Here is a 23205-nt window from a genome sequence, read left to right as displayed (position 1 = left end):
AAGCAGGGGTGTTTCAACGGTCAGGGGACACTTTTGCGACGTTACTCACTAAGTCAGCCATGTGAAGAATACGGTGGTTGTGACTCATAATCCCGACAAGGCAACAGCCACTGTTAGTCATGAGCTCGGAGAAATTAGTCTCGGAACTGCTGTTCATCGTTGTGATACCAGTGCCCATCGCCTGCAATGAGGAGTGACTCAACTTGACATATTTTAAATAGGTAGTTCAATGAATATGGAGACCTAATAATTTAATCATTATGAGGTTCTAAACGGTTGAATCAATTGAAAGCAAACGTTCGGCGTGCTATGCTGTAACAACCGTTAAGCACATGCTAGTCCGCGGTTTGGGTGAAATTCTTTGCTTTTTTCCATTATCCTCGTATAATAATAGTCAATATTAGTCAAAGATAATGAAAAGGGTGAAGCACATGCAAAGTCAAAATATCTCGGATATTATTGAAAAGTATTTAAAAAGTATTTTGGCGGACTCGGAGCATGTTGAAATTCGACGGTCAGAAATTGCCGACCTTTTCAACGTGGTACCCTCACAGATTAATTATGTGATTAAGACCCGGTTTACGATCCAAAATGGTTACTTAGTTGAAAGTAAACGTGGCGGTGGTGGTTATATTCGCATTGAGAAGGTTAATTTGGTCGATGATGCTGATGTGTTGGACGCCCTCATACAGGTGATCGGCGATTCAATCACACAACGAGATGCTTATGCGGTCGTCCAAAGTTTATACGAGGACGACGTCTTAAATCGTCGAGAAGCGCAATTGATTTTAGTGGCGATTGACCACGAGACGTTAGGATTAACGGACCGGGACTTAGAAAACAGTCTGCGGGCCCGGATAATTATCGGAATCTTGAACCACTTGCGTTACGAAAGCTAAAGAAAGCGAGGAATCGCAATGGATAACTTATTTACACCTAGTGCCAAAAGTGTGCTGGTACTGGCACAGGAACAGGCCAAATATTTCAAGCATCAGGCAGTTGGTACGGAGCATTTGCTATTAGCATTGGCCATCGAAAAGAATGGAATTGCTAATAAGGTGCTACAACAATATGCCGTTAGTGAAGATGACATTCGTGAAGAAATCGAACGGTTCACTGGCTATGGGACGTTGAGCAATGTTGGCAAGGATACTTACTTGCCATATTCACCAAAGGCCAAAGAAATTTTGTCCGTTGCCGGTGATGAAGCAAAACGGCTCGGTGCCAACAAGATTGGAACGGAACATTTGTTGTTAGCGATGCTCTCTGATGAAAGTATCCTTTCCTCGCGAATTTTAATGAATTTAAACTTAGATCTAGGTCAGACGCGTAAAGTCGTTCTTCGCAAGCTAGGTGTCAGTGACGCCATGAGTAAGCGCAAGGGTAACGCGGCTAATCGCGGTGGCAAGAAGACTGAAGGAACGCCAACCTTGGATTCTCTGGCGCGCGATTTGACCCAATTAGCTAGTGAACAAGAAATGGACCCGGTAGTAGGTCGTTCCAAGGAAGTCAAACGGGTCATTCAGATCCTGTCACGGCGGACGAAGAATAATCCGGTCTTGATTGGTGAACCTGGGGTTGGGAAGACTGCAATCGCCGAAGGTCTAGCCCAAAAGATTGTGGCCGGTGATGTGCCAACTGATATGGCAGATAAGCGTTTGATGATGCTCGATATGGGATCGTTAGTCGCTGGGACAAAGTATCGTGGTGAATTCGAAGACCGCCTGAAAAAAGTGATTGATGAAATTTACAACGATGGCCATGTGATCTTATTTATCGATGAATTGCATACCTTGATTGGTGCCGGTGGTGCTGAAGGGGCTATTGATGCCTCTAATATTCTGAAACCCGCACTTGCACGAGGGGAACTCCAAACGATTGGGGCAACCACTTTAAATGAGTATCAAAAGTACATTGAATCTGACGCTGCGTTGGAACGGCGTTTTGCAACGGTCATGGTCAATGAACCGACCGAAGACGAAGCCGTTGAAATCTTAGATGGACTACGGCCACGCTATGAAGAACATCATCGGGTTACGATTACGGATGAAGCTGTTGATCAAGCAGTCAAGCTATCCAGCCGGTATATCAGTGATCGTTTCTTGCCTGATAAGGCCATTGACTTGATGGATGAGGCGGCAGCTAAAGTCCGCATCGATCAGATGGATCAACCAACAAAGCTATCCAAGAACCAGGACAAGTTAGCGCAACTGCGTGAGGATAAGGAAACAGCGATCGAAGCACAAGATTTTGAACAGGCCGCTGATATTCGTAAGCAGGAGATGCAACTGAAGCAACGCCTAGATCGAATCGAAGCTGACCAAGACGCCGAAGTGACTGAGGGGGCAACACCACACTATGATTTACAAGTCACAGGTGAGGATATTGCTCAGGTCGTTGCCGAATGGACCGGGGTTCCGTTAACGCAATTGCAAAAATCTGAAAGTGAACGCTTAGTTAACTTGGAAAAGATTTTGCATGAACGGGTTGTTGGACAGCCAGAAGCCGTATCCGCAGTGGCTCGTGCTATTCGCCGTGCGCGCAGCGGGTTGAAAGATCCGAGTCGGCCAATTGGTTCCTTTATGTTCTTAGGACCAACTGGGGTTGGTAAGACGGAGCTAGCAAAAGCCTTGGCAGCAGCGATGTTCGGGTCTGAAGATAATATGATTCGGATCGACATGTCTGAATACATGGAACGCTATTCGACTAGTAGTTTGATTGGCTCGGCACCTGGTTACGTTGGTTATGACGAGGGCGGTCAGCTGACAGAGAAGGTTCGCCAGAAACCATACTCGGTCGTGCTATTTGATGAAGTTGAAAAAGCTCATCCGGACGTCTTTAACATTTTGTTACAAGTTTTGGATGACGGCTACTTGACGGATTCTAAGGGTCGGAAGGTAGACTTCAGAAATACGATTCTGATTATGACGTCGAACCTTGGGGCAACCACACTTCGTGATGAAAAATCAGTTGGTTTTGGTGCAACTGATAAGGCCAATGACTACAATGCGGTTGCTGCGACGATTCGAGCAACGTTAAAACAGACGTTCCGCCCAGAATTCTTAAACCGGATCGACGAAACAATCGTCTTCCATTCATTGAATAAGGAAGAATTACACGAAATCGTTAAGTTGATGTCACAAGAAATTGTTGATCGAGTGGCCCAACAAGGTATCAAGATCAAAATCACTCCGGCTGCCATTGACGTGGTTGCGAAGGCTGGCTTTGACCCTGAGTACGGAGCACGACCAATTCGACGGGCATTACAGACTGAAATCGAAGATCGGTTGAGTGAAGAATTATTGACCGGCGCGATCAAGGTCGATGACCAAGTTACGATTGGTGCTAGCAAGGGTACCATTACAATTAATATTAAAAACCAGCCTAAGGCAGATGGTCGTTCGACCGTTTCCTCAAAGTAGGCGCGATTAAATTAAAGATGACGCTTGAAGTGGTAGTCCACTTCAGGCGTCATCTTTTAGGTTCAATCGGTATTAAGATGCTACCCACTGAAGTGAACTGTAGGATCTGAGGCTGGTGGTTCGGTGCTGATTGGTGTAAATTATAATAGGAAATAAAGTCAAGAAAGAAGATGATAACATGGCGACACGAGCCGAACAGATGGCGAAGACGCACCAGGCGATTTTAGACACAGCCCGGGAACTGTTTTTAAGAAATGGGTATGATGCGACAAGTACGCGCGACATTGCGAATGCGATTGGCATTACGCAGCCCGCGCTTTATCACCATTTTAAAGATAAAGAGGTCATCTTTCTGGCTGTCATTACGACGGTCGGTGCGGAAATCAAGGCTGGCATTGAAGCGATTCAAGTCCGTGCGGATTGGTCTCCGTTGGATCAATTAACAGAAGTCTCGCTATTACTAACGCATAAGCATCCGGCTGATGTCTTCACGTTAATTCATTCCAGTTTCAAAGCATTAACGCATGAACATATTCGCGAGTTGGGCGGCATATTTGTTACTGATTATGTGAAGCCGATTCAAACCGTTTTTGAGCAACCTGACATGCAACTACATGTGGGGGTCACGCCACAGATGGCGACGAATTTCTATATCACCAGCTTGAGTCCGCTGTTTAACAGTTTTCATCAAATCGGTGATCCTCATGCTGACGAGCGGACCCGCGTTCAAACCCTTTTGAAGATGATCTTATACGGGGTTGCGAGTGAACCAGAAAACTAATGGCGGCAGAGAAGTCTACTAGTTGACAACTAACGTTATTCGATGTATATTATAACTTGTCTGTAACCGTGAACTCGAGCGAACGCGCAATCTATTGTCTGTGCGGCTCGTTAATATAAATCCAAAAATAGTCAACTTAAGCGACTATTTTTGGTTTTTTTATGCCTAAAATTCGGTCAAAAACGCATTTGTAACACAAATGTAATATTTGGCTGGAGGTGGCGGGTTCCGGAATAATAAGAAGGGGTGAACAACTTGGCCGGACATTTAGTAAAATACGGTAAACACCGTACCCGTAGAAGTTATGCACGTATCAAGGAAGTTCTTGATTTGCCTAACTTGATCGAAATCCAGACCGATTCTTACCAATGGTTCTTGGATGAAGGTCTCCGGGAAATGTTTGAAGATATTATGCCGATCGACGATTTCGCAGGAAAACTTTCACTTGAATTTGTCGACTATCAATTATTAGAACCAAAGTACACCGTCGAAGAAGCTCGTGAACATGATGCCAACTACTCGGCACCATTGCACGTTACCCTACGTTTAACTAACCATGAAACTGGTGAAATTAAGTCGCAAGACGTATTCTTCGGTGATTTTCCATTAATGACTGAACAAGGGACGTTTATTATCAACGGTGCCGAACGGGTCATTGTTTCACAATTGGTTCGTTCACCCGGCGTTTACTTCAATGAAGAATTAGATAAAAATGGGCGTCCTAGCTACGGCACAACGGTTATTCCTAACCGGGGTGCTTGGTTAGAACTTGAAACTGACGCCAAGAATGTTTCATACGTACGGATCGACCGTACGCGGAAGATTCCATTGACGGAATTAGTCCGGGCCTTAGGCTATGGTTCTGACGATGACATTATTGACATGTTGGGTGAAACTGACAGTTTGATGTTGACGTTGGAAAAGGACGTTCATAAGAACACCGACGACTCCCGGGTTGAAGAATCCTTAAAAGATATCTACGAACGGCTACGTCCTGGTGAACCTAAGACGGCTGACAGTTCGCGGAGCCTATTGACTGCTCGGTTCTTCGATCCAAAACGGTATGACTTCGCACCAGTTGGTCGCTACAAGGTTAACAAGAAGTTAAGCATGAAGACGCGCTTAATGGACCAAACGTTAGCTGAGACATTAGCTGATCCTGATACTGGTGAAGTTATTGCGCAAAAGGATACGGTCATTGACAAGAATGTCATGGCTAAACTATCCCCATACTTGGAACGTGACGACTTTAAGACGGTTACTTACACACCATCTGACGAAGCCGTTGTTACGAATCCAATGGTCTTACAAGTTGTTAAGGTTTATTCACAAAACGACCCTGAAAAGGTTGTGAACGTGATTGGTAATGGCAACATTGATTTGAAGTTCAAGCACATTGTGCCTGCTGATATCATTGCTTCCATTAATTACTTCTTCAACTTGCAAGAAGGTCTTGGCTCAACCGATGATATTGATCACTTGGGTAACCGGCGGATTCGTTCCGTGGGTGAATTATTGCAAAACCAATTCCGGATTGGGTTATCCCGGATGGAACGGGTTGTGCGTGAACGGATGTCGATTCAAGATGCTGCGACGGTAACGCCACAACAATTGATTAACATTCGCCCAGTGGTTGCTTCAATTAAGGAATTCTTTGGGTCATCACAATTGTCACAATTCATGGACCAAACCAACCCCTTAGGTGAATTAACGCATAAGCGGCGTTTATCAGCCTTAGGACCTGGTGGTTTGACTCGTGATCGGGCCGGATATGAAGTTCGTGACGTGCACTATACCCACTACGGTCGGATGTGCCCAATCGAAACGCCTGAAGGCCCTAACATTGGTTTGATCAACAGTTTGTCTTCTTATGCGAAGGTCAACCGTTACGGCTTCATCGAAACGCCATACCGGCGTGTCGATTGGACAACGCATAAGGTTACCGATAAGATCGACTACTTAGCAGCCGATGAAGAAGACCAATTTGTGATTGCACAAGCCAACTCTCCATTGAATGATGATGGTTCTTTCGTTGAAGACACTGTTTTAGCTCGTAACAAGGAAGAAAACTTGGAAACGCCAATCGAAAATGTCGATTACATGGACGTTTCGCCTAAACAAGTGGTTGCCGTCGCAACGGCATGTATTCCTTTCTTGGAAAACGATGACTCTAACCGTGCTTTGATGGGTGCCAACATGCAACGACAAGCGGTGCCGTTACTTGATCCTCACGCGCCATTAATTGGGACTGGGATTGAATATAAAGCTGCACATGACTCAGGGATTGCCTTGATTTGTCGTCATGAAGGAACGGTTGAATACGTTGATGCTCGCGAAGTTCGCGTTCGTCGCGATGATGGTTCATTAGACACTTACAAGTTAATGAAATTCCGTCGTTCTAACGGTGGTAAGAACTATAACCAACGGCCAATCGTTAAAGTTGGCGATCACGTTGATAACGATGAAGTCTTAGCCGATGGTCCAGCAATGGAAGGTGGGGAATTAGCCCTTGGGCAAAACCCATTAGTTGCTTTCATGACTTGGAATGGTTATAACTTCGAAGATGCCATCATTATTAATGAACGTTTAGTCCGTGAAGACGTCTACACGTCAATTCATATTGAAGAATATGAATCAGAAGCACGTGACACCAAGCTTGGACCTGAAGAAATGACTCGTGAAATTCCTAACGTCGGGGAAGATGCATTGAAGAACCTTGACGAAGACGGGATTATCCGGATTGGGGCCGAAGTTAAAGACGGTGACATCTTGGTTGGTAAGGTAACGCCTAAAGGGGTTACGGAATTGTCAGCTGAAGAACGGCTTCTCCATGCGATCTTTGGTGAAAAGGCGCGTGAAGTTCGGGATACGTCACTCCGGGTTCCTCATGGTGGCGGCGGTATCATCCAGGACGTTAAGATCTTCACTCGTGAAAACGGTGATGAATTATCTCCTGGCGTTAACATGATGGTTCGGGTCTACATCGCACAAAAGCGGAAGATCCAAGTTGGTGACAAGATGGCCGGTCGGCATGGTAACAAAGGGACGGTTTCAATCGTGGTTCCTGAAGAAGACATGCCGTACATGCCTGATGGGACACCAATCGATATCATGTTAAGCCCAATGGGTGTGCCTTCTCGTATGAATATCGGGCAAGTGCTCGAATTGCATTTGGGGATGGCTGCTCGGAAGTTAGGAATTCACATGGCAACGCCTGTCTTTGATGGTGCTCAAGATACAGATATTTGGGAAGCCATTCGTGAAGCTGGGGTTGATTCAGATGCCAAGTCGATCGTCTATGATGGTCGGACTGGTGAACCGTTCGATAAGCGGGTCGCTGTTGGGGTCATGCACTACATGAAGCTTAGTCACATGGTTGACGATAAGATCCATGCTCGTTCAATCGGACCTTACTCTTTGGTTACGCAACAACCACTTGGTGGGAAAGCGCAATTTGGGGGCCAACGTTTCGGTGAAATGGAAGTTTGGGCCTTGGAAGCTTATGGTGCAGCTTATACCTTGCAGGAAATCTTGACTTACAAGTCCGATGACGTTGTTGGTCGGGTTAAGACCTATGAAGCAATCGTTAAGGGCGAACCAATTCCAAAGCCTGGCGTACCGGAATCATTCCGCGTGTTGGTTAAGGAATTGCAAGCACTCGGTCTTGACATGAAAGTCTTGGATTCTGAAGACAAAGAAATCGAATTGCGGGACATGGATGATGATGACGATGAAGTTGTCAATGTCGATGCACTCAGCAAGTTTAAACAACAACAAGATGAGAAGGCTGCGGACAAGGCCGCAAAAGCTGACGCCGCTAAGCCTTCTGAAACAACCAACGCTCAGCAAGATAATCAATAAAAAGGGAGGTCGGTCCTTTGATCGATGTCAACAAGTTTGAAAGCATGCAAATCGGTCTGGCATCCCCAGACAAGATTCGCAGCTGGTCATATGGCGAAGTCAAAAAGCCAGAAACCATTAACTACCGGACATTGAAACCTGAAAAAGACGGTCTGTTTGACGAACGGATTTTTGGTCCTACTAAGGATTGGGAATGTGCTTGTGGTAAATACAAACGGATTCGTTATAAGGGTATTGTCTGTGACCGTTGTGGGGTCGAAGTGACTCGTAGTAAAGTCCGTCGTGAACGGATGGGTCATATCGAACTTGCCGCACCAGTTACTCACATCTGGTACTTTAAGGGAATTCCTAGCCGGATGGGATTAGTCTTAGACATGAGTCCCCGGGCACTTGAAGAAATCATTTACTTCGCTTCATACGTCGTTATCGAATCTGGTAATACGCCACTTGAAAAGAAGCAATTACTTTCTGAACGTGAATACCGTGAGAAGAAGGCTCAATATGGTAACGAATTTGAAGCTGCCATGGGTGCCGAAGCCATCAAACGGTTATTGAATAACGTGGATCTTGAAAAAGAGGCACGTGATTTAAAGGAAACTCTGAAGGATGCTTCTGGTCAGAAGCGGACCCGGGCCGTTCGGCGGCTTGATATCATCGAAGCTTTCGTGACATCTGGTAACGAACCAGCTTGGATGGTAATGGACGCAATTCCGGTTATTCCCCCGGACTTACGGCCAATGGTTCAATTGGAAGGTGGTCGTTTTGCCACCTCTGACTTGAACGACTTGTACCGGCGGGTTATCAACCGTAATAACCGGTTGAAACGCTTGTTGGACTTAAATGCACCTGGGATTATCGTGCAAAACGAAAAGCGGATGTTGCAAGAAGCCGTTGATGCGTTGATCGATAATGGTCGTCGTGGCCGTCCCGTTGCTGGTCCTGGTAACCGGCCATTGAAGTCTCTTTCACACATGTTGAAAGGGAAGCAAGGGCGGTTCCGTCAAAACTTACTTGGTAAGCGGGTTGACTATTCTGGTCGTTCGGTTATCGATGTTGGGCCTTTCTTGAAGATGAACCAAATGGGCTTACCACGTCAAATGGCGTTGGAATTGTTCAAACCGTTTATCATGAAGGAATTGGTTAAACGTGAATTAGCTTCTAACATCAAGAATGCTAAGCGAAAGATCGAACATGCTGATGACGATGTCTGGGGTGTGTTGGAAGACGTTATCAAGGAACATCCTGTTCTCTTGAACCGCGCCCCTACGCTTCACCGTTTAGGGATTCAAGCTTTCGAACCCGTCTTGGTTAGTGGTAAAGCGATGCGGCTCCATCCATTGGCTTGTGAAGCTTACAACGCCGATTTCGATGGGGACCAAATGGCTATTCACGTCCCACTTTCAGATGAAGCCCAAGCTGAAGCACGGCTCTTAATGTTAGCTGCCCACCATATTTTGGCGCCTAAGGACGGGAAACCTGTTGTTACGCCATCTCAAGATATGGTTATCGGTAACTACTACTTGACGACTGAAGAAATCGGTCGTGAAGGCGAAGGTATGATCTTCAAGGACTTGAATGAAGCTCAAAAGGCTTACCAATCAGGTTATGTACATTTGCATAGCCGGGTCGGCATTCAGGTCTCATCAATGCCTGACAAGCCATTCACGGACGATCAGAAGCAAGCAGTCTTAGTCACGACGGTTGGTAAGGCAATCTTCAACAACATTTTGCCTGGCAAGTTCCCTTACTTGAACGAACCAACTAACGATAACTTGATTGCTGGTACACCGGACAAGTATTTCTTGAAGCCTGGTGAAGATATTCATCAATTCTTGGATGCCCAGGAAATCATTCCACCATTCAAGAAGGGCTTCTTGGCCGACATTATCGCTGAAGTTTACAAGCAATATCACGTGACAGCAACGTCACTCTTGCTTGACCGGATGAAGGACTTAGGTTACAACATTTCAACTAAGTCTGGTTTGACGGTTGGGGTTGCCGATATTACTGGTTTGAAAGAAAAACCAGCAATTATCGCCGAAGCCCATAAACAAGTTAATACGATTTCAAAACAGTTCCGTCGTGGTTTAATTACTGATGACGAACGTTATGAACGGGTCATTGGTGTCTGGAACGACGCTAAGGACCAAATCCAACAAAAACTGATTGAAAGTTTCAACGCGGATAACCCAATCTTTATGATGAGTGATTCTGGTGCGCGTGGTAACATTTCAAACTTTACTCAGTTAGCTGGGATGCGTGGTTTGATGGCTGCCCCTAACGGTAAGATCATGGAATTACCAATCCTTTCAAACTTCCGTGAAGGTTTGTCTGTCTTGGAAATGTTCATTTCAACCCACGGTGCTCGTAAAGGGATGACCGATACGGCGCTTAAGACTGCCAACTCAGGTTACTTGACTCGGCGTCTGGTTGATGTGGCTCAAGATGTTATCGTTCGTGAAAAGGATTGTGGGACTGACCGTGGGTTGCGGATTCACGCAATCATGGAAGGTAACGAAGTCATCGAACCGTTGTATGACCGGATCTTAGGTCGTTACACGATGAAGACTGTCTTTGATCCTGAAACGCATGATGAAATTGTCGGTAACAACGTCTTGATCGACGAAGACTTAGCTCATAAAATCGTTGATGCTGGTGTAACGGAAGTTACGATCCGTTCTGCATTTACTTGCAACACTAAGCATGGGGTTTGTGAACATTGCTACGGCCGTAACATGGCTACTGGTGATGAAGTTGAAGTTGGTGAAGCTGTTGGGACAGTTGCCGCACAGTCTATCGGTGAACCCGGTACTCAGCTGACCATGCGGAACTTCCATACCGGTGGTGTTGCCGGGGACGATATTACCCAAGGGTTGCCTCGTGTGCAAGAAATTGTGGAATCACGGAATCCTAAAGGGCGTGCCGAAATCTCAGAAGTTACTGGGACGGTTGAATTAATTGAAGAAAATCCAGCGGAACGGACGAAGGAAGTTACGGTTAAGGGTGAAAATGATACCCGGACTTACACGTTGCCGTTAACAGCACGGATGGCGGTTAGTGAAGGCGACTTTATTCACCGTGGTGCTGCGTTGAACATTGGGTCGATCGATCCTAAGCAATTGATTCAAGTACGTGATGTCTTATCAACTGAAAACTACTTGCTCCGTGAAGTTCAAAAGGTTTATCGGATGCAAGGGGTTGAAATTGGCGATAAGCACGTTGAAATCATGATTCGGCAAATGTTACGGAAGGTTCGGGTCATGGATCCGGGCGATACCGACGTCTTGCCTGGGACGTTAATGGATATTGCAGACTTCAAGGACGAGAACTACAAGACCTTGATTGCTGGTGGTATTCCTGCAACGTCACGGCCAGTCATTCTTGGGATTACTAAAGCCGCTCTTGAAACGAATAGTTTCTTGTCAGCTGCTTCATTCCAGGAAACGACACGGGTCTTAACTGATGCTGCTATTCGTGGTAAGAACGATCCACTGATCGGGCTTAAGGAAAATGTTATCATTGGTAAGATCATTCCTGCTGGGACTGGTATGCCGGTTTACCGTCATATCAAACCAAAGGAAGTTGGCAACGTGGCTGATGGGGTTTACTCAATCAGCGACCTTGAAAAACAAATGCAAGAACAAGATGCTAGCAAGTAATTGCTAAGTAACTAAAAAGGGCGGCCATTGTGGTCGTCCTTTTTGTATGCACGATTGTAGGTAGGCTATCTGGGGCGTTCGGCGATGAAGGTTAATCTTCAGGGGGGGAAGACTAACTGAGCCTCGCTGGAAAAGTTCAAGTTTGTGTAAACTTGCTTAGTTAGTGTGTCCTGCACTGCGCTCCAGGCATTTCTGTTAATTGCTGGACTGCCGTGCCTTAATACTATATTGGTGAAACGTGTTCAGATTGGAATGAGACTTTCGGTTAGCTAACACTAATCCTCAGTCTCAGCCCGTCTAAACCGCACACTCTTGTAGTGCTAAGAAACGTCTTCCGCTCGGGATGGTGTTCGAATGGTGGGCACGTGCGTACGCAACTTTTGACGGATTAGTCGTTACTTTTTTGAGACCGGAATCTTATCAGGTAACTTTCAGGTTAATAATAGAATTGTGAGCTGTCCCCGATTTCTAAATCACCATATTACTACTGAGGGTCAGAACAACTGATACGATATTAACGCTTGTTTAAAGTTCCAAGTAGTAAACAATTCGACGACAAATTGTACCAGTTGAGTGGTCGTTCATCCGAACAGGACGCGCACTGACTAACAAGCAATAATCGGACGTACTAGAACATTGCAATTATAGCTCGCTATGCGAGACCCGTGAGTTGGGTGACCATGATGAAGCTCCAACTGATGAAGGGCACGAATGGTAAGCGATGGCGTGGGGCACTGATGATAAAACCAACTAATGCGGCAACGGCCGCAATGGCGAGACAGGTCAACAGTGTGTCGGCTGGAATGATGAAAACAAGCATGAGTAGAACGTCAACATCGCCGAGACCAAAGGTGGCAGTTAGCCGGGCCAGCAAGTATAACCCGACTAGTAAGGCAAGTACGAGGTAGAGACTGATCGTCAGGGGTGGCCGTTGTTGCCATAAGTCCAGTCCGGCTGGAAGAAGTAATGTCAGCGGGTAGACTTCAAAAGTGAGATAATCAGTAAGACTATTGAAATCAATACCAAGTAACCAATCAGAAGTGGCAGCGTCAATGACAATGACGCACTGCTAGAAGCTAGTAGACTACCACAAAGTAATTCAATCAGACTGGAACGGAGGCTGATAGGAGTGCGACAATCATAGCACTGTCCCCGTTGAAGTAGAATGCCGAGTAATGGTATCAGTTGCCAGAACCGTAATTGATGCCGGCAGTGTGGACACCTTGATCGTTGAGTGCTAATGAGTATGTGTCCGTTGCTGATGCGTTCCGCCATACAGGTCACGAATGAGCCCAGACAGAGGCCAATAATAAAAAGACTGCTGGTTAACATGGAAGGACCACCTTTCATCACTAGTTACGCAATGTAAAGCACCACTATTTTTTCAGGACATTTATTGACAACTTCGGCATGTCATGATAGTCTAGTAAAGGTGCTTTTTGCAGACAGATTCCTGTATCAGGAATACAGACATGCTGACTGGTCGGCTAAGCGCACAATTACCATGCTCCAGGCATTCTTTTTTACTCAAAAAAGAACCACCTGGATGTGTGGACTTAAAAAACAGATATTTGGAAGGAGGACACTTTAGAACATGCCAACAATTAATCAATTAATTCGCAAAGGCCGTAAGTCTAAAGTATCAAAATCAAATGCCCCAGCGTTAAACTTTGGGTATAACAGTTACAAGAAGGTTGCAACTAATAACCCAGCGCCACAAAAGCGTGGGGTTGCTACTCGTGTCGGTACCATGACTCCTAAGAAGCCTAACTCGGCTTTACGGAAGTATGCCCGTGTACGTTTATCTAACTTAATCGAAGTTACAGCTTACATTCCTGGTATTGGTCATAACCTCCAAGAACATAGCGTTGTCTTAATTCGTGGTGGTCGTGTTAAGGATTTACCTGGTGTTCGTTACCATGTTATCCGTGGTGCTTTGGATACTGCTGGTGTCGAAGATCGTCGCCAAAGCCGTTCCAAGTATGGTACCAAGAAGCCAAAGAAATAATAAGGAGGTAAGTTAAATGCCAAGAAAAGGTGCACCTGCAAAACGCGAAGTTTTAGCAGATCCAATGTATAACTCTAAATTAGTAACGCGTTTAATTAACCACTTAATGTTAGATGGTAAGCGCGGTACCGCATCAACTATTTTGTATGATGCTTTTGATCAAATCAAAGAACAAACTGGTAACGATCCTTTGGAAGTCTTCGAAGAAGCTATGAAGAACGTTATGCCAGTACTTGAAGTTAAGGCCCGCCGTGTTGGTGGTTCTAACTACCAAGTTCCAATCGAAGTTCGCCCAGATCGTAAGACGACTCTTGGCCTTCGTTGGATCGTTCAATATGCTCGCTCACGTGGCGAACACACTATGTCCGACCGGTTAGCTCGTGAAATCATGGATGCTGCTAACAATACTGGTGCTTCAGTTAAGAAGCGTGAAGATACTCACCGGATGGCTGAAGCCAACCGTGCCTTCGCCCATTATCGTTGGTAATATTTCCGTGAGATGGTTAAAGGTCGCCTTTAACTAATCACAAAAAGGTGACTATTATATGCGCGCATATAGTAGTCATTTTTTGAAATAAACTTTATACTGTTAATTCCATTTATATTGAGAGGAGTAACACATTTTCTAATGGCTAATACACGAGAATTCTCACTCGATAAGACCCGTAATATTGGTATTATGGCCCATATCGATGCTGGTAAGACCACGACTACTGAACGGATCTTGTACTACACTGGTAAAATTCACAAAATTGGTGAAACCCATGATGGTGCTTCACAAATGGACTGGATGGCCCAAGAACAAGAACGTGGGATCACCATTACCTCTGCTGCCACGACTGCACAGTGGAAGAACCACCGGATTAACATCATCGATACCCCAGGGCACGTTGACTTCACTGTTGAAGTTGAACGTTCACTTCGGGTTTTAGATGGTGCGATCGCCGTATTGGATGCCCAATCAGGTGTTGAACCTCAAACTGAAACAGTTTGGCGTCAAGCATCAACGTATAACGTTCCCCGGATCGTTTTCGTTAACAAGATGGACAAGATTGGTGCGGACTTCAAGTACTCTGTAAGCACGATCCATGATCGTTTACAAGCTAACGCCCACGCCATCCAATTACCAATTGGTGCCGAAGATAATTTCGAAGGGGTCATTGACTTAATCGAAATGAAGGCTGACCTTTATGATGAAGATCAACTTGGTACTGAATGGGATACGGTTGACGTTCCTGATGAATACAAAGAAGAAGCCCAAGCTGCACGTGATGACTTAATCGAAGCCTTAGCTGACATCGATGACGGCATCATGGAAAAGTACCTTGGCGGTGAAGAAATCAGCAAAGAAGAAATTAAGGCTGCTATCCGTAAAGGAACGTTAGCACTTGAATTCTTCCCAGTATTAGCTGGTTCAGCCTTCAAGAACAAGGGTGTTCAAATGTTAATGGATGCCGTTGTGGACTACTTACCATCACCACTTGATGTTAAGCCATACAAGGCTACTGATCCTGAAACTGAAGAAGAAGTTGACTTGATTGCCGGTGATGATAAGCCATTCGCTGCCTTAGCATTTAAGGTTGCTACTGACCCATTCGTTGGTCGTTTGACTTTCATTCGGGTATACCAAGGTACTTTGGAATCTGGTTCATATGTCTTGAACGCCACTAAGGACAAACGTGAACGGGTTGGTCGTTTACTTCAAATGCATTCTAACCAACGGAAAGAAATCCCAGAAGTTTTCTCTGGTGATATCGCCGCTGCAATTGGTTTGAAGAACACGACTACTGGTGACTCATTGACTTCGATTGACCATCCATATCACTTGGAATCAATGGAATTCCCTGACCCAGTTATCCAGGTTGCCGTTGAACCTAAGACTAAGGCTGACCAAGATAAGATGAACGTTGCCTTACAAAAGCTTTCTGAAGAAGATCCTACTTTCAAGGCTGAAACTAACCCTGAAACTGGTGAAACTTTGATCGCCGGGATGGGTGAATTGCATTTGGATATCATCGTTGACCGGATGCGGCGTGAATTTAATGTTGAAGCCACTGTTGGTGCGCCTCAAGTTTCATACCGTGAAACCTTTACTAAGAGCACTCAAGTTCAAGGTAAGTTTGTTCACCAATCTGGTGGTAAAGGTCAATATGGGGATGTTTGGGTTGAATTTACACCTAACGAAGAAGGTAAAGGCTTCGAATTCGAAGATGCCATCGTCGGTGGGGTTGTTCCTCGTGAATACATTCCTTCAGTTGAACAAGGTTTGAAGGAAGCTATGGCTAACGGTGTGTTAGCTGGTTATCCTTTGGTTGACGTTAAGGCTAAGCTCTATGATGGTTCTTACCATGATGTCGATTCTAGTGAAGCAGCCTTCAAGATTGCCGCATCATTAGCATTGCGGAATGCCGTTAAGACTGCTGGCCCTGTTATCCTTGAACCTATCATGAAGGTTGATATCGTTGCCCCAGAAGATTACTTAGGTGATGTTATGGGTCACGTTACTGCTCGTCGTGGTAACATCGAAGGTATGGAAGAACGTGGGAATGCCCAAGAAGTTCATGCATACGTTCCTTTGGCTGAAATGTTTGGTTATGCAACCACATTACGTTCAGCTACTCAAGGTCGTGGGACTTTCACAATGACCTTTGATCATTACGAAAAGGTACCAAAGTCAGTTCAAGAAGATATCATCAAGAAGAATGGCGGCACTCCTGCCAAATAAGCTTGATTGATAATAAGAAGGACGTTCAGCTTCGGCTGGACGTTCTTTTTTTACATAAATTTCTGGTCGAACTAAATGTGATTACTGCTCGTCGTAAGACAACGTGGCACATCAATTGAAGCGGCTTGGGATAGTTTGGCCGTCACTGGCATTGGGTACGGCTGTGACGAGCACAGTGCTGCTCAGGACTATGTCATCGCGCAAGGGTACAACCGCGCAACAAGGGTCGCACTAGTTAAGTTACTAGCCGCTGCGACCATAAAACTGGCAGCCATAATATTAAGGGTGCGAGACTCATAGCATAATAAGGAGAACGCGGACAACATCGCATTTTTTGTATCGGAGATGACCACTTGAGTTGACGGTTGTCAGTGGCCACGGCCAAGGTGCTGACGGTCGGTGATAAGTAGATGACAATATAATAGAAGGTAGATGAACAAGAACGTGGGTCAGTGTGACGGCGCCGTCAGATGTAGGAGCGGTTGAATTAAGCGTGTTGAAGTCCGATTAAATGACTCCAGACAAAAATGTATGACGCTGAACGCGGGTCTTGTTCCTGAGAAAGTGTTAATGCAATCTAGTAGGTGTCCACATGATCGTGGCCGGTCGGCAGTGAGAAATGTAAAGCGCTCACCAAAAAGAAATTAGGCGCAAACGCTATTAATTGGATGGAATTTGTGTTACATTAATTGAGCTGGTTCAAAAAGGTAACACGGTTTACAACGATGGTTATAAAAAAAGTGCGAAAACACTTGCTATTACAGAGCTTTTCATTTATTATAGATTGTGCTTGGTATTTAGAAGGGGATAACTATATCCCCATCATCAAGTAGTCGTAGTTAGCTTTGATGTGAAAGGTTGCGACACGCCCGGCCACATTGTCATGGGACGTGGCGGTAATTTTCACGGAGCTAGTCTTATTTTCAAAATAGACGAAGGAGGTCACAACAATGGCAAAGCAAAAAATTCGTATTCGCTTAAAGGCATACGAACACCGCATTCTTGATCAGTCAGCTGACAAGATTGTCGAAACGGCAAAGAGAACTGGTGCTACTATTTCAGGTCCTATTCCATTGCCTACTGAACGGACTATTTATACCGTTCTACGTTCACCACATAAGTTTAAGGACTCACGTGAACAATTCGAAATGCGGACTCACAAGCGGTTAATCGATATCGTTAACCCAACGCCTAAGACGGTCGACTCATTAATGAAGTTAGACTTGCCTAGCGGTGTAGATATTGAAATCAAGCTTTAATTTACTAAACTAAAATCAATTAATTGGAGGTGTACTCATGACCACTAAAGGAATCTTAGGGAAAAAGGTAGGAATGACGCAAGTCTTCACTGAAAGCGGCGAATTAGTTCCCGTTACAGTTGTTGAAGTTCAACCTAACGTTGTGTTGCAAGTTAAGACCGTTGAAAATGACGGTTACGAAGCAATCCAATTAGGTGTTGACGACAAACGCGAAGTCTTGACGAACAAACCTGCTCAAGGTCATGCAGCAAAAGCAAAAACGACTCCTAAGCGCTTCATTCGTGAAATTCGTAATGTTGAGCTTGGAGATTACACAGTAGGTGACGAAGTCAAAGCGGATATTTTCGCAGCTGGCGACGCCGTTGACGTTACGGGTATCACTAAAGGTCATGGTTACCAAGGTAATATCCATAAGGACGGCCAAAGTCGTGGACCAATGGCTCACGGTTCTCGTTACCATCGTCGTCCTGGTTCAATGGGTGCCATCATCAACCGGGTATTCAAAGGTAAGAAATTACCAGGCCGGATGGGTAATCACCAACGTACGATGCAAAACTTACAAATCGTTCGTGCCGACGTTGAAAACAACGTTTTATTAATTAAAGGGAATGTCCCTGGCGCCAACAAGTCATTTGTAACAGTTAAAACATCTGTTAAGAGTAAATAAGGAAGGAGGACATAATACATGACTAGCGTAGCATTATTTAAACAAGACGGTACGCAAAATGGTGACGTTACTTTGAACGACGCTGTGTTTGGTGTTGAACCAAACGAAAACGTGGTTTTTGATGCCATCTTGATGCAACGTGCATCAATGCGTCAAGGAACTCACGCAGTTAAGAACCGTAGTGCTCGTCGCGGTGGTGGTCGTAAACCATGGCGTCAAAAGGGTACTGGTCGTGCGCGTCAAGGTTCTATCCGTTCACCACAATGGCGTAAAGGTGGGATTGTCTTCGGACCAACCCCTCGTTCATACAGTTACAAATTACCTAAGAAGGTTATGCGCTTAGCTTTGAAGTCTGTCCTTTCACAAAAGGTCTTAGACAACAGCTTAGTTGCAGTTGATAGCTTAGCTTTCGACGCACCAAAGACTAAGGATTTTGTAAATGTATTAAACAACCTCAACGTCGATACCAAGACTCTTGTTTTGGTTGAAGAGGACAATGAAAAGGCTGCTTTGGCAGGTCGTAACTTACCAAATGTTAAGATCCTTAAAGCCAAAGGTGTTAACGTCTTAGATGTCGCTAATAGTGACAAATTAGTCGTTACCCAAAAAGCCCTCGATCAATTAGAGGAGGCGCTCGCATAATGGAAGCACGCGATGTAATTTTACGTCCTGTAGTTACTGAATCATCAATGGCTGACTTGGACGACAAGCGCTACACATTTGATGTCAACGTACAGGCAACGAAAACCCAAGTTAAAAAAGCAATCGAAGAAATCTTCGATGTTAAAGTCGTTAAAGTGAACGTTATGAACGTTAAAGGAAAACTTAAGCGCCAAGGTCGTTACGCCGGCTACACTAAGAAGCGTCGTAAGGCTATTGTTACCTTAAGTTCTGATTCTAACGAAATCAAGTTGTTCAACGACGATCAACAATAAATCTAATTTAGGAGGTAACTCTAGTGGGTATTAAGAAGTATAAACCAACCACTAACGGCCGTCGTAATATGACTGCTTCAGATTTCTCTGAAATCACTAAGACGAAGCCTGAAAAGTCATTATTAGACTCACAAAGTCACACTGCCGGTCGTAACAGTTATGGTCACATTACTGTTCGTCATCGTGGCGGCGGTCATAAGCAACAATACCGTTTGGTTGACTTTAAGCGGATTAAGGATGAAGTTCCAGCAACCGTTAAGGCAATCGAATATGATCCTAACCGGACAGCTAACATTGCATTATTAGTTTACGCTGACGGTGTGAAATCATATATCTTAGCACCAAAAGGTTTGGAAGTTGGTATGCAAGTTCAATCAGGTGCCGAAGCCGACATCAAGGTTGGTAACGCATTACCATTAACTAACATCCCTGTTGGTACTGTTATTCACAACATTGAATTGAAGCCAGGTAAGGGTGGCCAATTAGCTCGCTCTGCTGGTACTTCAGCACAATTACTGGGTAAGGAAGGCAAGTACGCAATTGTTCGTTTGTCTTCTGGTGAAGTTCGTTTAGTATTATTAACTAGCCGTGCTACTATTGGTACTGTTGGTAATGAACAACACGAATTAATCAACTCAGGTAAAGCCGGTCGTACACGTTGGCAAGGTAAGCGCCCAACTGTTCGTGGGTCTGTAATGAACCCTAACGATCACCCTCATGGTGGTGGTGAAGGTAAAGCACCAATCGGTCATCCATCTCCAATGTCTCCATGGGGTAAGAAGACGCTTGGTAAGAAGACTCGGAACAAGAAGGCTCGTTCAAACAAGCTTATCGTTCGTGGTCGCCGTCCAGGCAAACACTAATAAAATTTGAATTTACTGTAGTTATCGAGAGGAGGTCACACGATGGGTCGTAGTTTAAAGAAGGGACCTTTCGCAGATGCGCATTTATTAAAGAAAATCGATGCACAATCTGATTCTGACAAGAAATCTGTCATCAAGACGTGGTCACGTCGTTCAACAATTTTCCCAAGTTTTATCGGGTACACAATCGCTGTTTATGATGGTCGCAAGCATGTCCCAGTTTACATCCAAGACGACATGGTCGGTCATAAGTTAGGTGAATTTGTACCAACACGGACGTTCCATGGTCATGGAACTGACGATAAGAAAACGAAGTAATAGTTAGGAGGATATAAAGAATGGCTGAACAAGTAACATCTGCACGTGCAACTGCAAAAACTGTTCGTATTGCCGCTCGTAAGGTCCGCCTAGTTGTCGATCTTATCAGAGGTAAAAGTGTTGCCGAAGCCTTAGCAATCTTGAAGTTCACTCCACGGGGTGCTTCTCCAGTAGTAGAAAAAGTTTTACTTTCTGCTGTTGCTAACGCTGAAAATAACTTTGACTTAGATCGCGAAGATTTGGTCGTAAGCGAAGCTTTTGTTAACGAAGGACCAACCTTAAAACGGTTCCGTCCACGGGCAAAGGGTTCTGCTTCACCAATCAACAAGCGGACTAGCCACATTACGATCACAGTTACTGAAAAATAGGAGGGATAACGCGTGGGTCAAAAAGTAAATCCAACCGGATTACGTGTAGGAATCATTCGCGACTGGGAAGCAAAATGGTACGCTGAAAAAGATTTTGCTGCCTACTTGAACGAAGATTTACGCATCCGTAAGTATATCGAACAACGACTTGCCGACGCTTCCGTCTCCACCGTTGAAATCGAACGCGCTGCAAACCGCGTAAACATTTCAATCCATACCGCAAAACCAGGGATGGTTATTGGTAAGGGTGGTTCTGAAGTTGAAGCTCTTCGTAAAGAATTAAACAATTTAACTGGTAAGCGAGTACACATCAACATCATCGAAATCAAGAAGCCTGATTTAGATGCTAAATTAGTTGGTGAAAGTATTGCGCGTCAATTGGAAGGCCGGGTTGCTTTCCGTCGTGCGATGCGTGGTGCTATGCAACGTACAATGCGTTCCGGTGCTAAGGGTATTAAGACACAAGTTGCTGGCCGTTTAAACGGTGCCGACATGTCTCGTGTTGAAGCATACTCAGATGGTACGGTTCCATTGCATACGCTTCGTGCTGACATCGACTATTCATGGGTCGAAGCACGGACGACTTACGGTAAATTAGGTGTTAAGACCTGGATCTACCGTGGCGAAATCTTGCCAGAAAAGAAATCTGCTAAAGGAGGAAACTAAACATGCTGGTACCTAAACGGGTTAAGTATCGTCGTGTTCATCGTGGTAAAATGCGCGGTGAAGCTAAAGGCGGTAAAACAGTTGCTTTTGGTGATTACGGTTTACAAACCCTCGAATCACACTGGATCAGCAACCGGCAGATTGAAGCTGCCCGTGTTGCTATGAACCGTTACATGAAGCGTGGCGGTAAGGTATGGATTAAGATTTTCCCTCACAAGTCCTACACTGAAAAAGGTGTCGGTGTCCGGATGGGTAATGGGAAAGGTACTCCTGCAGGTTGGGTAGCACCAGTTAAACGTAACAAGATTATGTTTGAAGTTGCTGGTGTTCCAGAAGAAGTTGCACGCGAAGCTTTACGCTTGGCTGGAACTAAATTACCTGTTAAAACTAAGATTGTTAAGCGTGAGGAAGTAGGTGGCGAATCAGATGAAGGCTAAGGAAATTAAAGCATTGTCCACTACTGAAATGCTCGAAAAAGAAAAGTCTTACAAAGACGAACTTTTCAACTTGCGTTTTCAATTGGCCACTGGTCAGCTTGAAAACACCGCTCGTTTAAAACAAGTTCGTAAGAACATTGCGCGTATTAAAACTGCGTTGCGTGAACAAGAGTTAAACAAGTAGAGTATAAAGGAGGCAATCACGAATGAGTGAAGATACTCGTAATAGCCGTAAGGTTATCCAAGGACGCGTTGTTTCTGACAAGATGGACAAAACCATTGTTGTTATTGTCGAAACTTACAAGAACCATCCGGTATACGGCAAACGTGTTCGTTATTCAAAGAAATTCAAGGCTCATGATGAAAAGAATGAAGCCAAAACTGGCGATATCGTCAAGATCATGGAAACTCGTCCTCTATCAGCTACTAAGCGTTTCCGCTTAATTGAAGTTGTTCAAAAAGCTGTTATTATCTAGATTATTAGCTGAATAAAATTACATGAAGGGAGGACACTTACTGTGATCCAACAAGAAAGTCGTTTAAAAGTTGCTGACAACTCCGGTGCCCGTGAAATCCTTACTATTAAGGTATTAGGTGGCTCTGGTCGTAAAACTGCTAACATTGGTGATGTCATTGTTGCTACGGTTAAACAAGCAACACCCGGTGGTGTTGTCAAAGCTCATGATGTCGTTAAAGCTGTGATCGTCCGGACTAAGTCTGGTGTTCACCGTGCTGACGGTTCATACATCAAGTTTGATGAAAATGCTGCAGTTATTATTCGTGATGACAAGACTCCACAAGGTACTCGTATCTTTGGACCTGTCGCTCGTGAATTACGTGATAAGGACTTCATGCGTATTGTTTCATTAGCGCCAGAAGTACTCTAGTCACACACCGTAAATAAGGAGGTGCGCAACCTAATGTTGATTAAAACTGGTGATAAAGTTCGAGTAATCAGCGGTAAGGATCGTGGTCAAGAAGGTACTGTTAAAAAGGTTATCTCTGCCAAGAACCGGATCGTTGTTGAAGGTGTTAACAAGATCAAGAAACACCAAAAACCAACGAACGTTAACCCACAAGGCGGTATCGTGGACATCGAAGCACCAATCGATGCTTCTAACGTTATGTACCTTGACCCATCAACCAACGAACCTACACGTTTAGGTGTTCGTCGTGAAGATGGCAAGCGTGTCCGTTACGCTAAAAAGTCTGGTAAAGACTTAGAAAACTAAGACT

23 protein-coding genes are annotated in these 23205 nt (G+C 44.8%); 21 read left to right on the top strand and 2 right to left on the bottom strand.

The window, feature by feature from the left end:
• Nucleotides 1–431: 431 nt before the first annotated feature.
• From ACOV1R_RS07650 to rpoC, 5 genes are all read left to right on the top strand, one after another.
• Nucleotides 432–899: a CtsR family transcriptional regulator gene (locus tag ACOV1R_RS07650; RefSeq protein WP_003644086.1), complete on the top strand. Its 468-nt coding sequence runs from the start codon at nucleotides 432–434 to the stop codon at nucleotides 897–899.
• A gap of 18 nt (nucleotides 900–917) precedes the next feature.
• Nucleotides 918–3422: an ATP-dependent Clp protease ATP-binding subunit gene (locus ACOV1R_RS07645; protein ID WP_424743653.1), complete on the top strand. Its 2505-nt coding sequence runs from the start codon at nucleotides 918–920 to the stop codon at nucleotides 3420–3422.
• Nucleotides 3423–3600: 178 nt separating this feature from the next.
• The gene (locus tag ACOV1R_RS07640; RefSeq protein WP_003644087.1) at nucleotides 3601–4203 is read left to right on the top strand and encodes a TetR/AcrR family transcriptional regulator; all 603 of its coding nucleotides are present in this window, start codon (nucleotides 3601–3603) and stop codon (nucleotides 4201–4203) included.
• A 246-nt stretch (nucleotides 4204–4449) separates the two neighbouring features.
• Nucleotides 4450–8064 carry a DNA-directed RNA polymerase subunit beta gene (locus tag ACOV1R_RS07635; protein ID WP_003644088.1) on the top strand — a complete coding sequence of 1205 codons (3615 nt, stop codon included), beginning with the start codon at nucleotides 4450–4452 and terminating at the stop codon, nucleotides 8062–8064.
• 17 nt (nucleotides 8065–8081) lie between these two features.
• Nucleotides 8082–11723, top strand: coding sequence for a DNA-directed RNA polymerase subunit beta' (gene rpoC / locus ACOV1R_RS07630; RefSeq protein ID WP_054518979.1), 3642 nt, complete (start codon nucleotides 8082–8084; stop codon nucleotides 11721–11723).
• Between the two features lie 652 nt (nucleotides 11724–12375).
• Here the strand turns inward: rpoC and ACOV1R_RS07625 are convergent.
• Both ACOV1R_RS07625 and ACOV1R_RS07620 read right to left on the bottom strand, forming a co-directional pair.
• Nucleotides 12376–12597 carry a hypothetical protein gene (locus tag ACOV1R_RS07625; protein ID WP_227149616.1) on the bottom strand — a complete coding sequence of 74 codons (222 nt, stop codon included), beginning with the start codon at nucleotides 12595–12597 and terminating at the stop codon, nucleotides 12376–12378.
• 95 nt (nucleotides 12598–12692) lie between these two features.
• Nucleotides 12693–12998, bottom strand: a complete 306-nt coding sequence (locus tag ACOV1R_RS07620; protein WP_236039300.1) for a prepilin peptidase — start codon at nucleotides 12996–12998, stop codon at nucleotides 12693–12695.
• A gap of 319 nt (nucleotides 12999–13317) precedes the next feature.
• On the opposite strand from ACOV1R_RS07620, the gene rpsL reads away from it, so the two are divergent.
• The 16 genes from rpsL to rplX all read left to right on the top strand — a co-directional run bounded on the left by rpsL (nucleotide 13318) and on the right by rplX (nucleotide 23201).
• Complete coding sequence (rpsL, locus tag ACOV1R_RS07615; protein ID WP_003641249.1) at nucleotides 13318–13731, top strand: 30S ribosomal protein S12; 414 nt, start codon at nucleotides 13318–13320, stop codon at nucleotides 13729–13731.
• Between the two features lie 16 nt (nucleotides 13732–13747).
• Complete coding sequence (gene rpsG / locus ACOV1R_RS07610; protein ID WP_003638057.1) at nucleotides 13748–14218, top strand: 30S ribosomal protein S7; 471 nt, start codon at nucleotides 13748–13750, stop codon at nucleotides 14216–14218.
• Between the two features lie 141 nt (nucleotides 14219–14359).
• The gene (gene fusA, locus ACOV1R_RS07605; RefSeq protein ID WP_003641250.1) at nucleotides 14360–16456 is read left to right on the top strand and encodes an elongation factor G; all 2097 of its coding nucleotides are present in this window, start codon (nucleotides 14360–14362) and stop codon (nucleotides 16454–16456) included.
• Between the two features lie 950 nt (nucleotides 16457–17406).
• Nucleotides 17407–17715: a 30S ribosomal protein S10 gene (gene rpsJ / locus ACOV1R_RS07600; RefSeq protein ID WP_003638059.1), complete on the top strand. Its 309-nt coding sequence runs from the start codon at nucleotides 17407–17409 to the stop codon at nucleotides 17713–17715.
• Nucleotides 17716–17752: 37 nt separating this feature from the next.
• The gene (rplC, locus tag ACOV1R_RS07595; RefSeq protein ID WP_003641252.1) at nucleotides 17753–18382 is read left to right on the top strand and encodes a 50S ribosomal protein L3; all 630 of its coding nucleotides are present in this window, start codon (nucleotides 17753–17755) and stop codon (nucleotides 18380–18382) included.
• Nucleotides 18383–18400: 18 nt separating this feature from the next.
• Nucleotides 18401–19024, top strand: a complete 624-nt coding sequence (gene rplD / locus ACOV1R_RS07590) for a 50S ribosomal protein L4 (RefSeq protein WP_003641253.1) — start codon at nucleotides 18401–18403, stop codon at nucleotides 19022–19024.
• Complete coding sequence (gene rplW, locus ACOV1R_RS07585) at nucleotides 19024–19317, top strand: 50S ribosomal protein L23 (RefSeq protein ID WP_003641254.1); 294 nt, start codon at nucleotides 19024–19026, stop codon at nucleotides 19315–19317. Before rplD ends, rplW begins: the two co-directional genes overlap by 1 nt.
• A gap of 23 nt (nucleotides 19318–19340) precedes the next feature.
• Nucleotides 19341–20180: a 50S ribosomal protein L2 gene (rplB, locus tag ACOV1R_RS07580; protein WP_003641255.1), complete on the top strand. Its 840-nt coding sequence runs from the start codon at nucleotides 19341–19343 to the stop codon at nucleotides 20178–20180.
• A 42-nt stretch (nucleotides 20181–20222) separates the two neighbouring features.
• Complete coding sequence (gene rpsS / locus ACOV1R_RS07575) at nucleotides 20223–20498, top strand: 30S ribosomal protein S19 (RefSeq protein ID WP_003638064.1); 276 nt, start codon at nucleotides 20223–20225, stop codon at nucleotides 20496–20498.
• Between the two features lie 20 nt (nucleotides 20499–20518).
• A complete protein-coding gene (rplV, locus tag ACOV1R_RS07570) occupies nucleotides 20519–20866 on the top strand; it encodes a 50S ribosomal protein L22 (RefSeq protein WP_003638065.1) in 348 nt (115 codons plus the stop codon).
• Nucleotides 20867–20878: 12 nt separating this feature from the next.
• Complete coding sequence (gene rpsC, locus ACOV1R_RS07565) at nucleotides 20879–21532, top strand: 30S ribosomal protein S3 (RefSeq protein ID WP_003638066.1); 654 nt, start codon at nucleotides 20879–20881, stop codon at nucleotides 21530–21532.
• Nucleotides 21533–21534: 2 nt separating this feature from the next.
• Nucleotides 21535–21969 carry a 50S ribosomal protein L16 gene (rplP, locus tag ACOV1R_RS07560; protein ID WP_003641256.1) on the top strand — a complete coding sequence of 145 codons (435 nt, stop codon included), beginning with the start codon at nucleotides 21535–21537 and terminating at the stop codon, nucleotides 21967–21969.
• Entirely contained in the window at nucleotides 21959–22153 is a 195-nt protein-coding gene (gene rpmC, locus ACOV1R_RS07555) for a 50S ribosomal protein L29 (RefSeq protein WP_003638068.1), read from the top strand. Before rplP ends, rpmC begins: the two co-directional genes overlap by 11 nt.
• 22 nt (nucleotides 22154–22175) lie before the next feature.
• The gene (rpsQ, locus tag ACOV1R_RS07550; RefSeq protein WP_003638069.1) at nucleotides 22176–22445 is read left to right on the top strand and encodes a 30S ribosomal protein S17; all 270 of its coding nucleotides are present in this window, start codon (nucleotides 22176–22178) and stop codon (nucleotides 22443–22445) included.
• Nucleotides 22446–22487: 42 nt separating this feature from the next.
• Nucleotides 22488–22856 carry a 50S ribosomal protein L14 gene (gene rplN / locus ACOV1R_RS07545; RefSeq protein WP_003641257.1) on the top strand — a complete coding sequence of 123 codons (369 nt, stop codon included), beginning with the start codon at nucleotides 22488–22490 and terminating at the stop codon, nucleotides 22854–22856.
• Nucleotides 22857–22889: 33 nt separating this feature from the next.
• On the top strand, nucleotides 22890–23201 hold the full coding sequence (rplX, locus tag ACOV1R_RS07540; RefSeq protein WP_003641258.1) for a 50S ribosomal protein L24: 312 nt from the start codon (nucleotides 22890–22892) through the stop codon (nucleotides 23199–23201).
• Nucleotides 23202–23205: the final 4 nt, after the last annotated feature.

The organism is Lactiplantibacillus sp. YT640, assembly GCF_049745435.1.
GTDB classification, from domain to species: Bacteria; Bacillota; Bacilli; order Lactobacillales; family Lactobacillaceae; genus Lactiplantibacillus; species Lactiplantibacillus plantarum.
The sequence above is the reverse complement of the archived record's forward strand: the minus strand, read 5'-3'. Positions and strand labels throughout refer to the sequence as shown.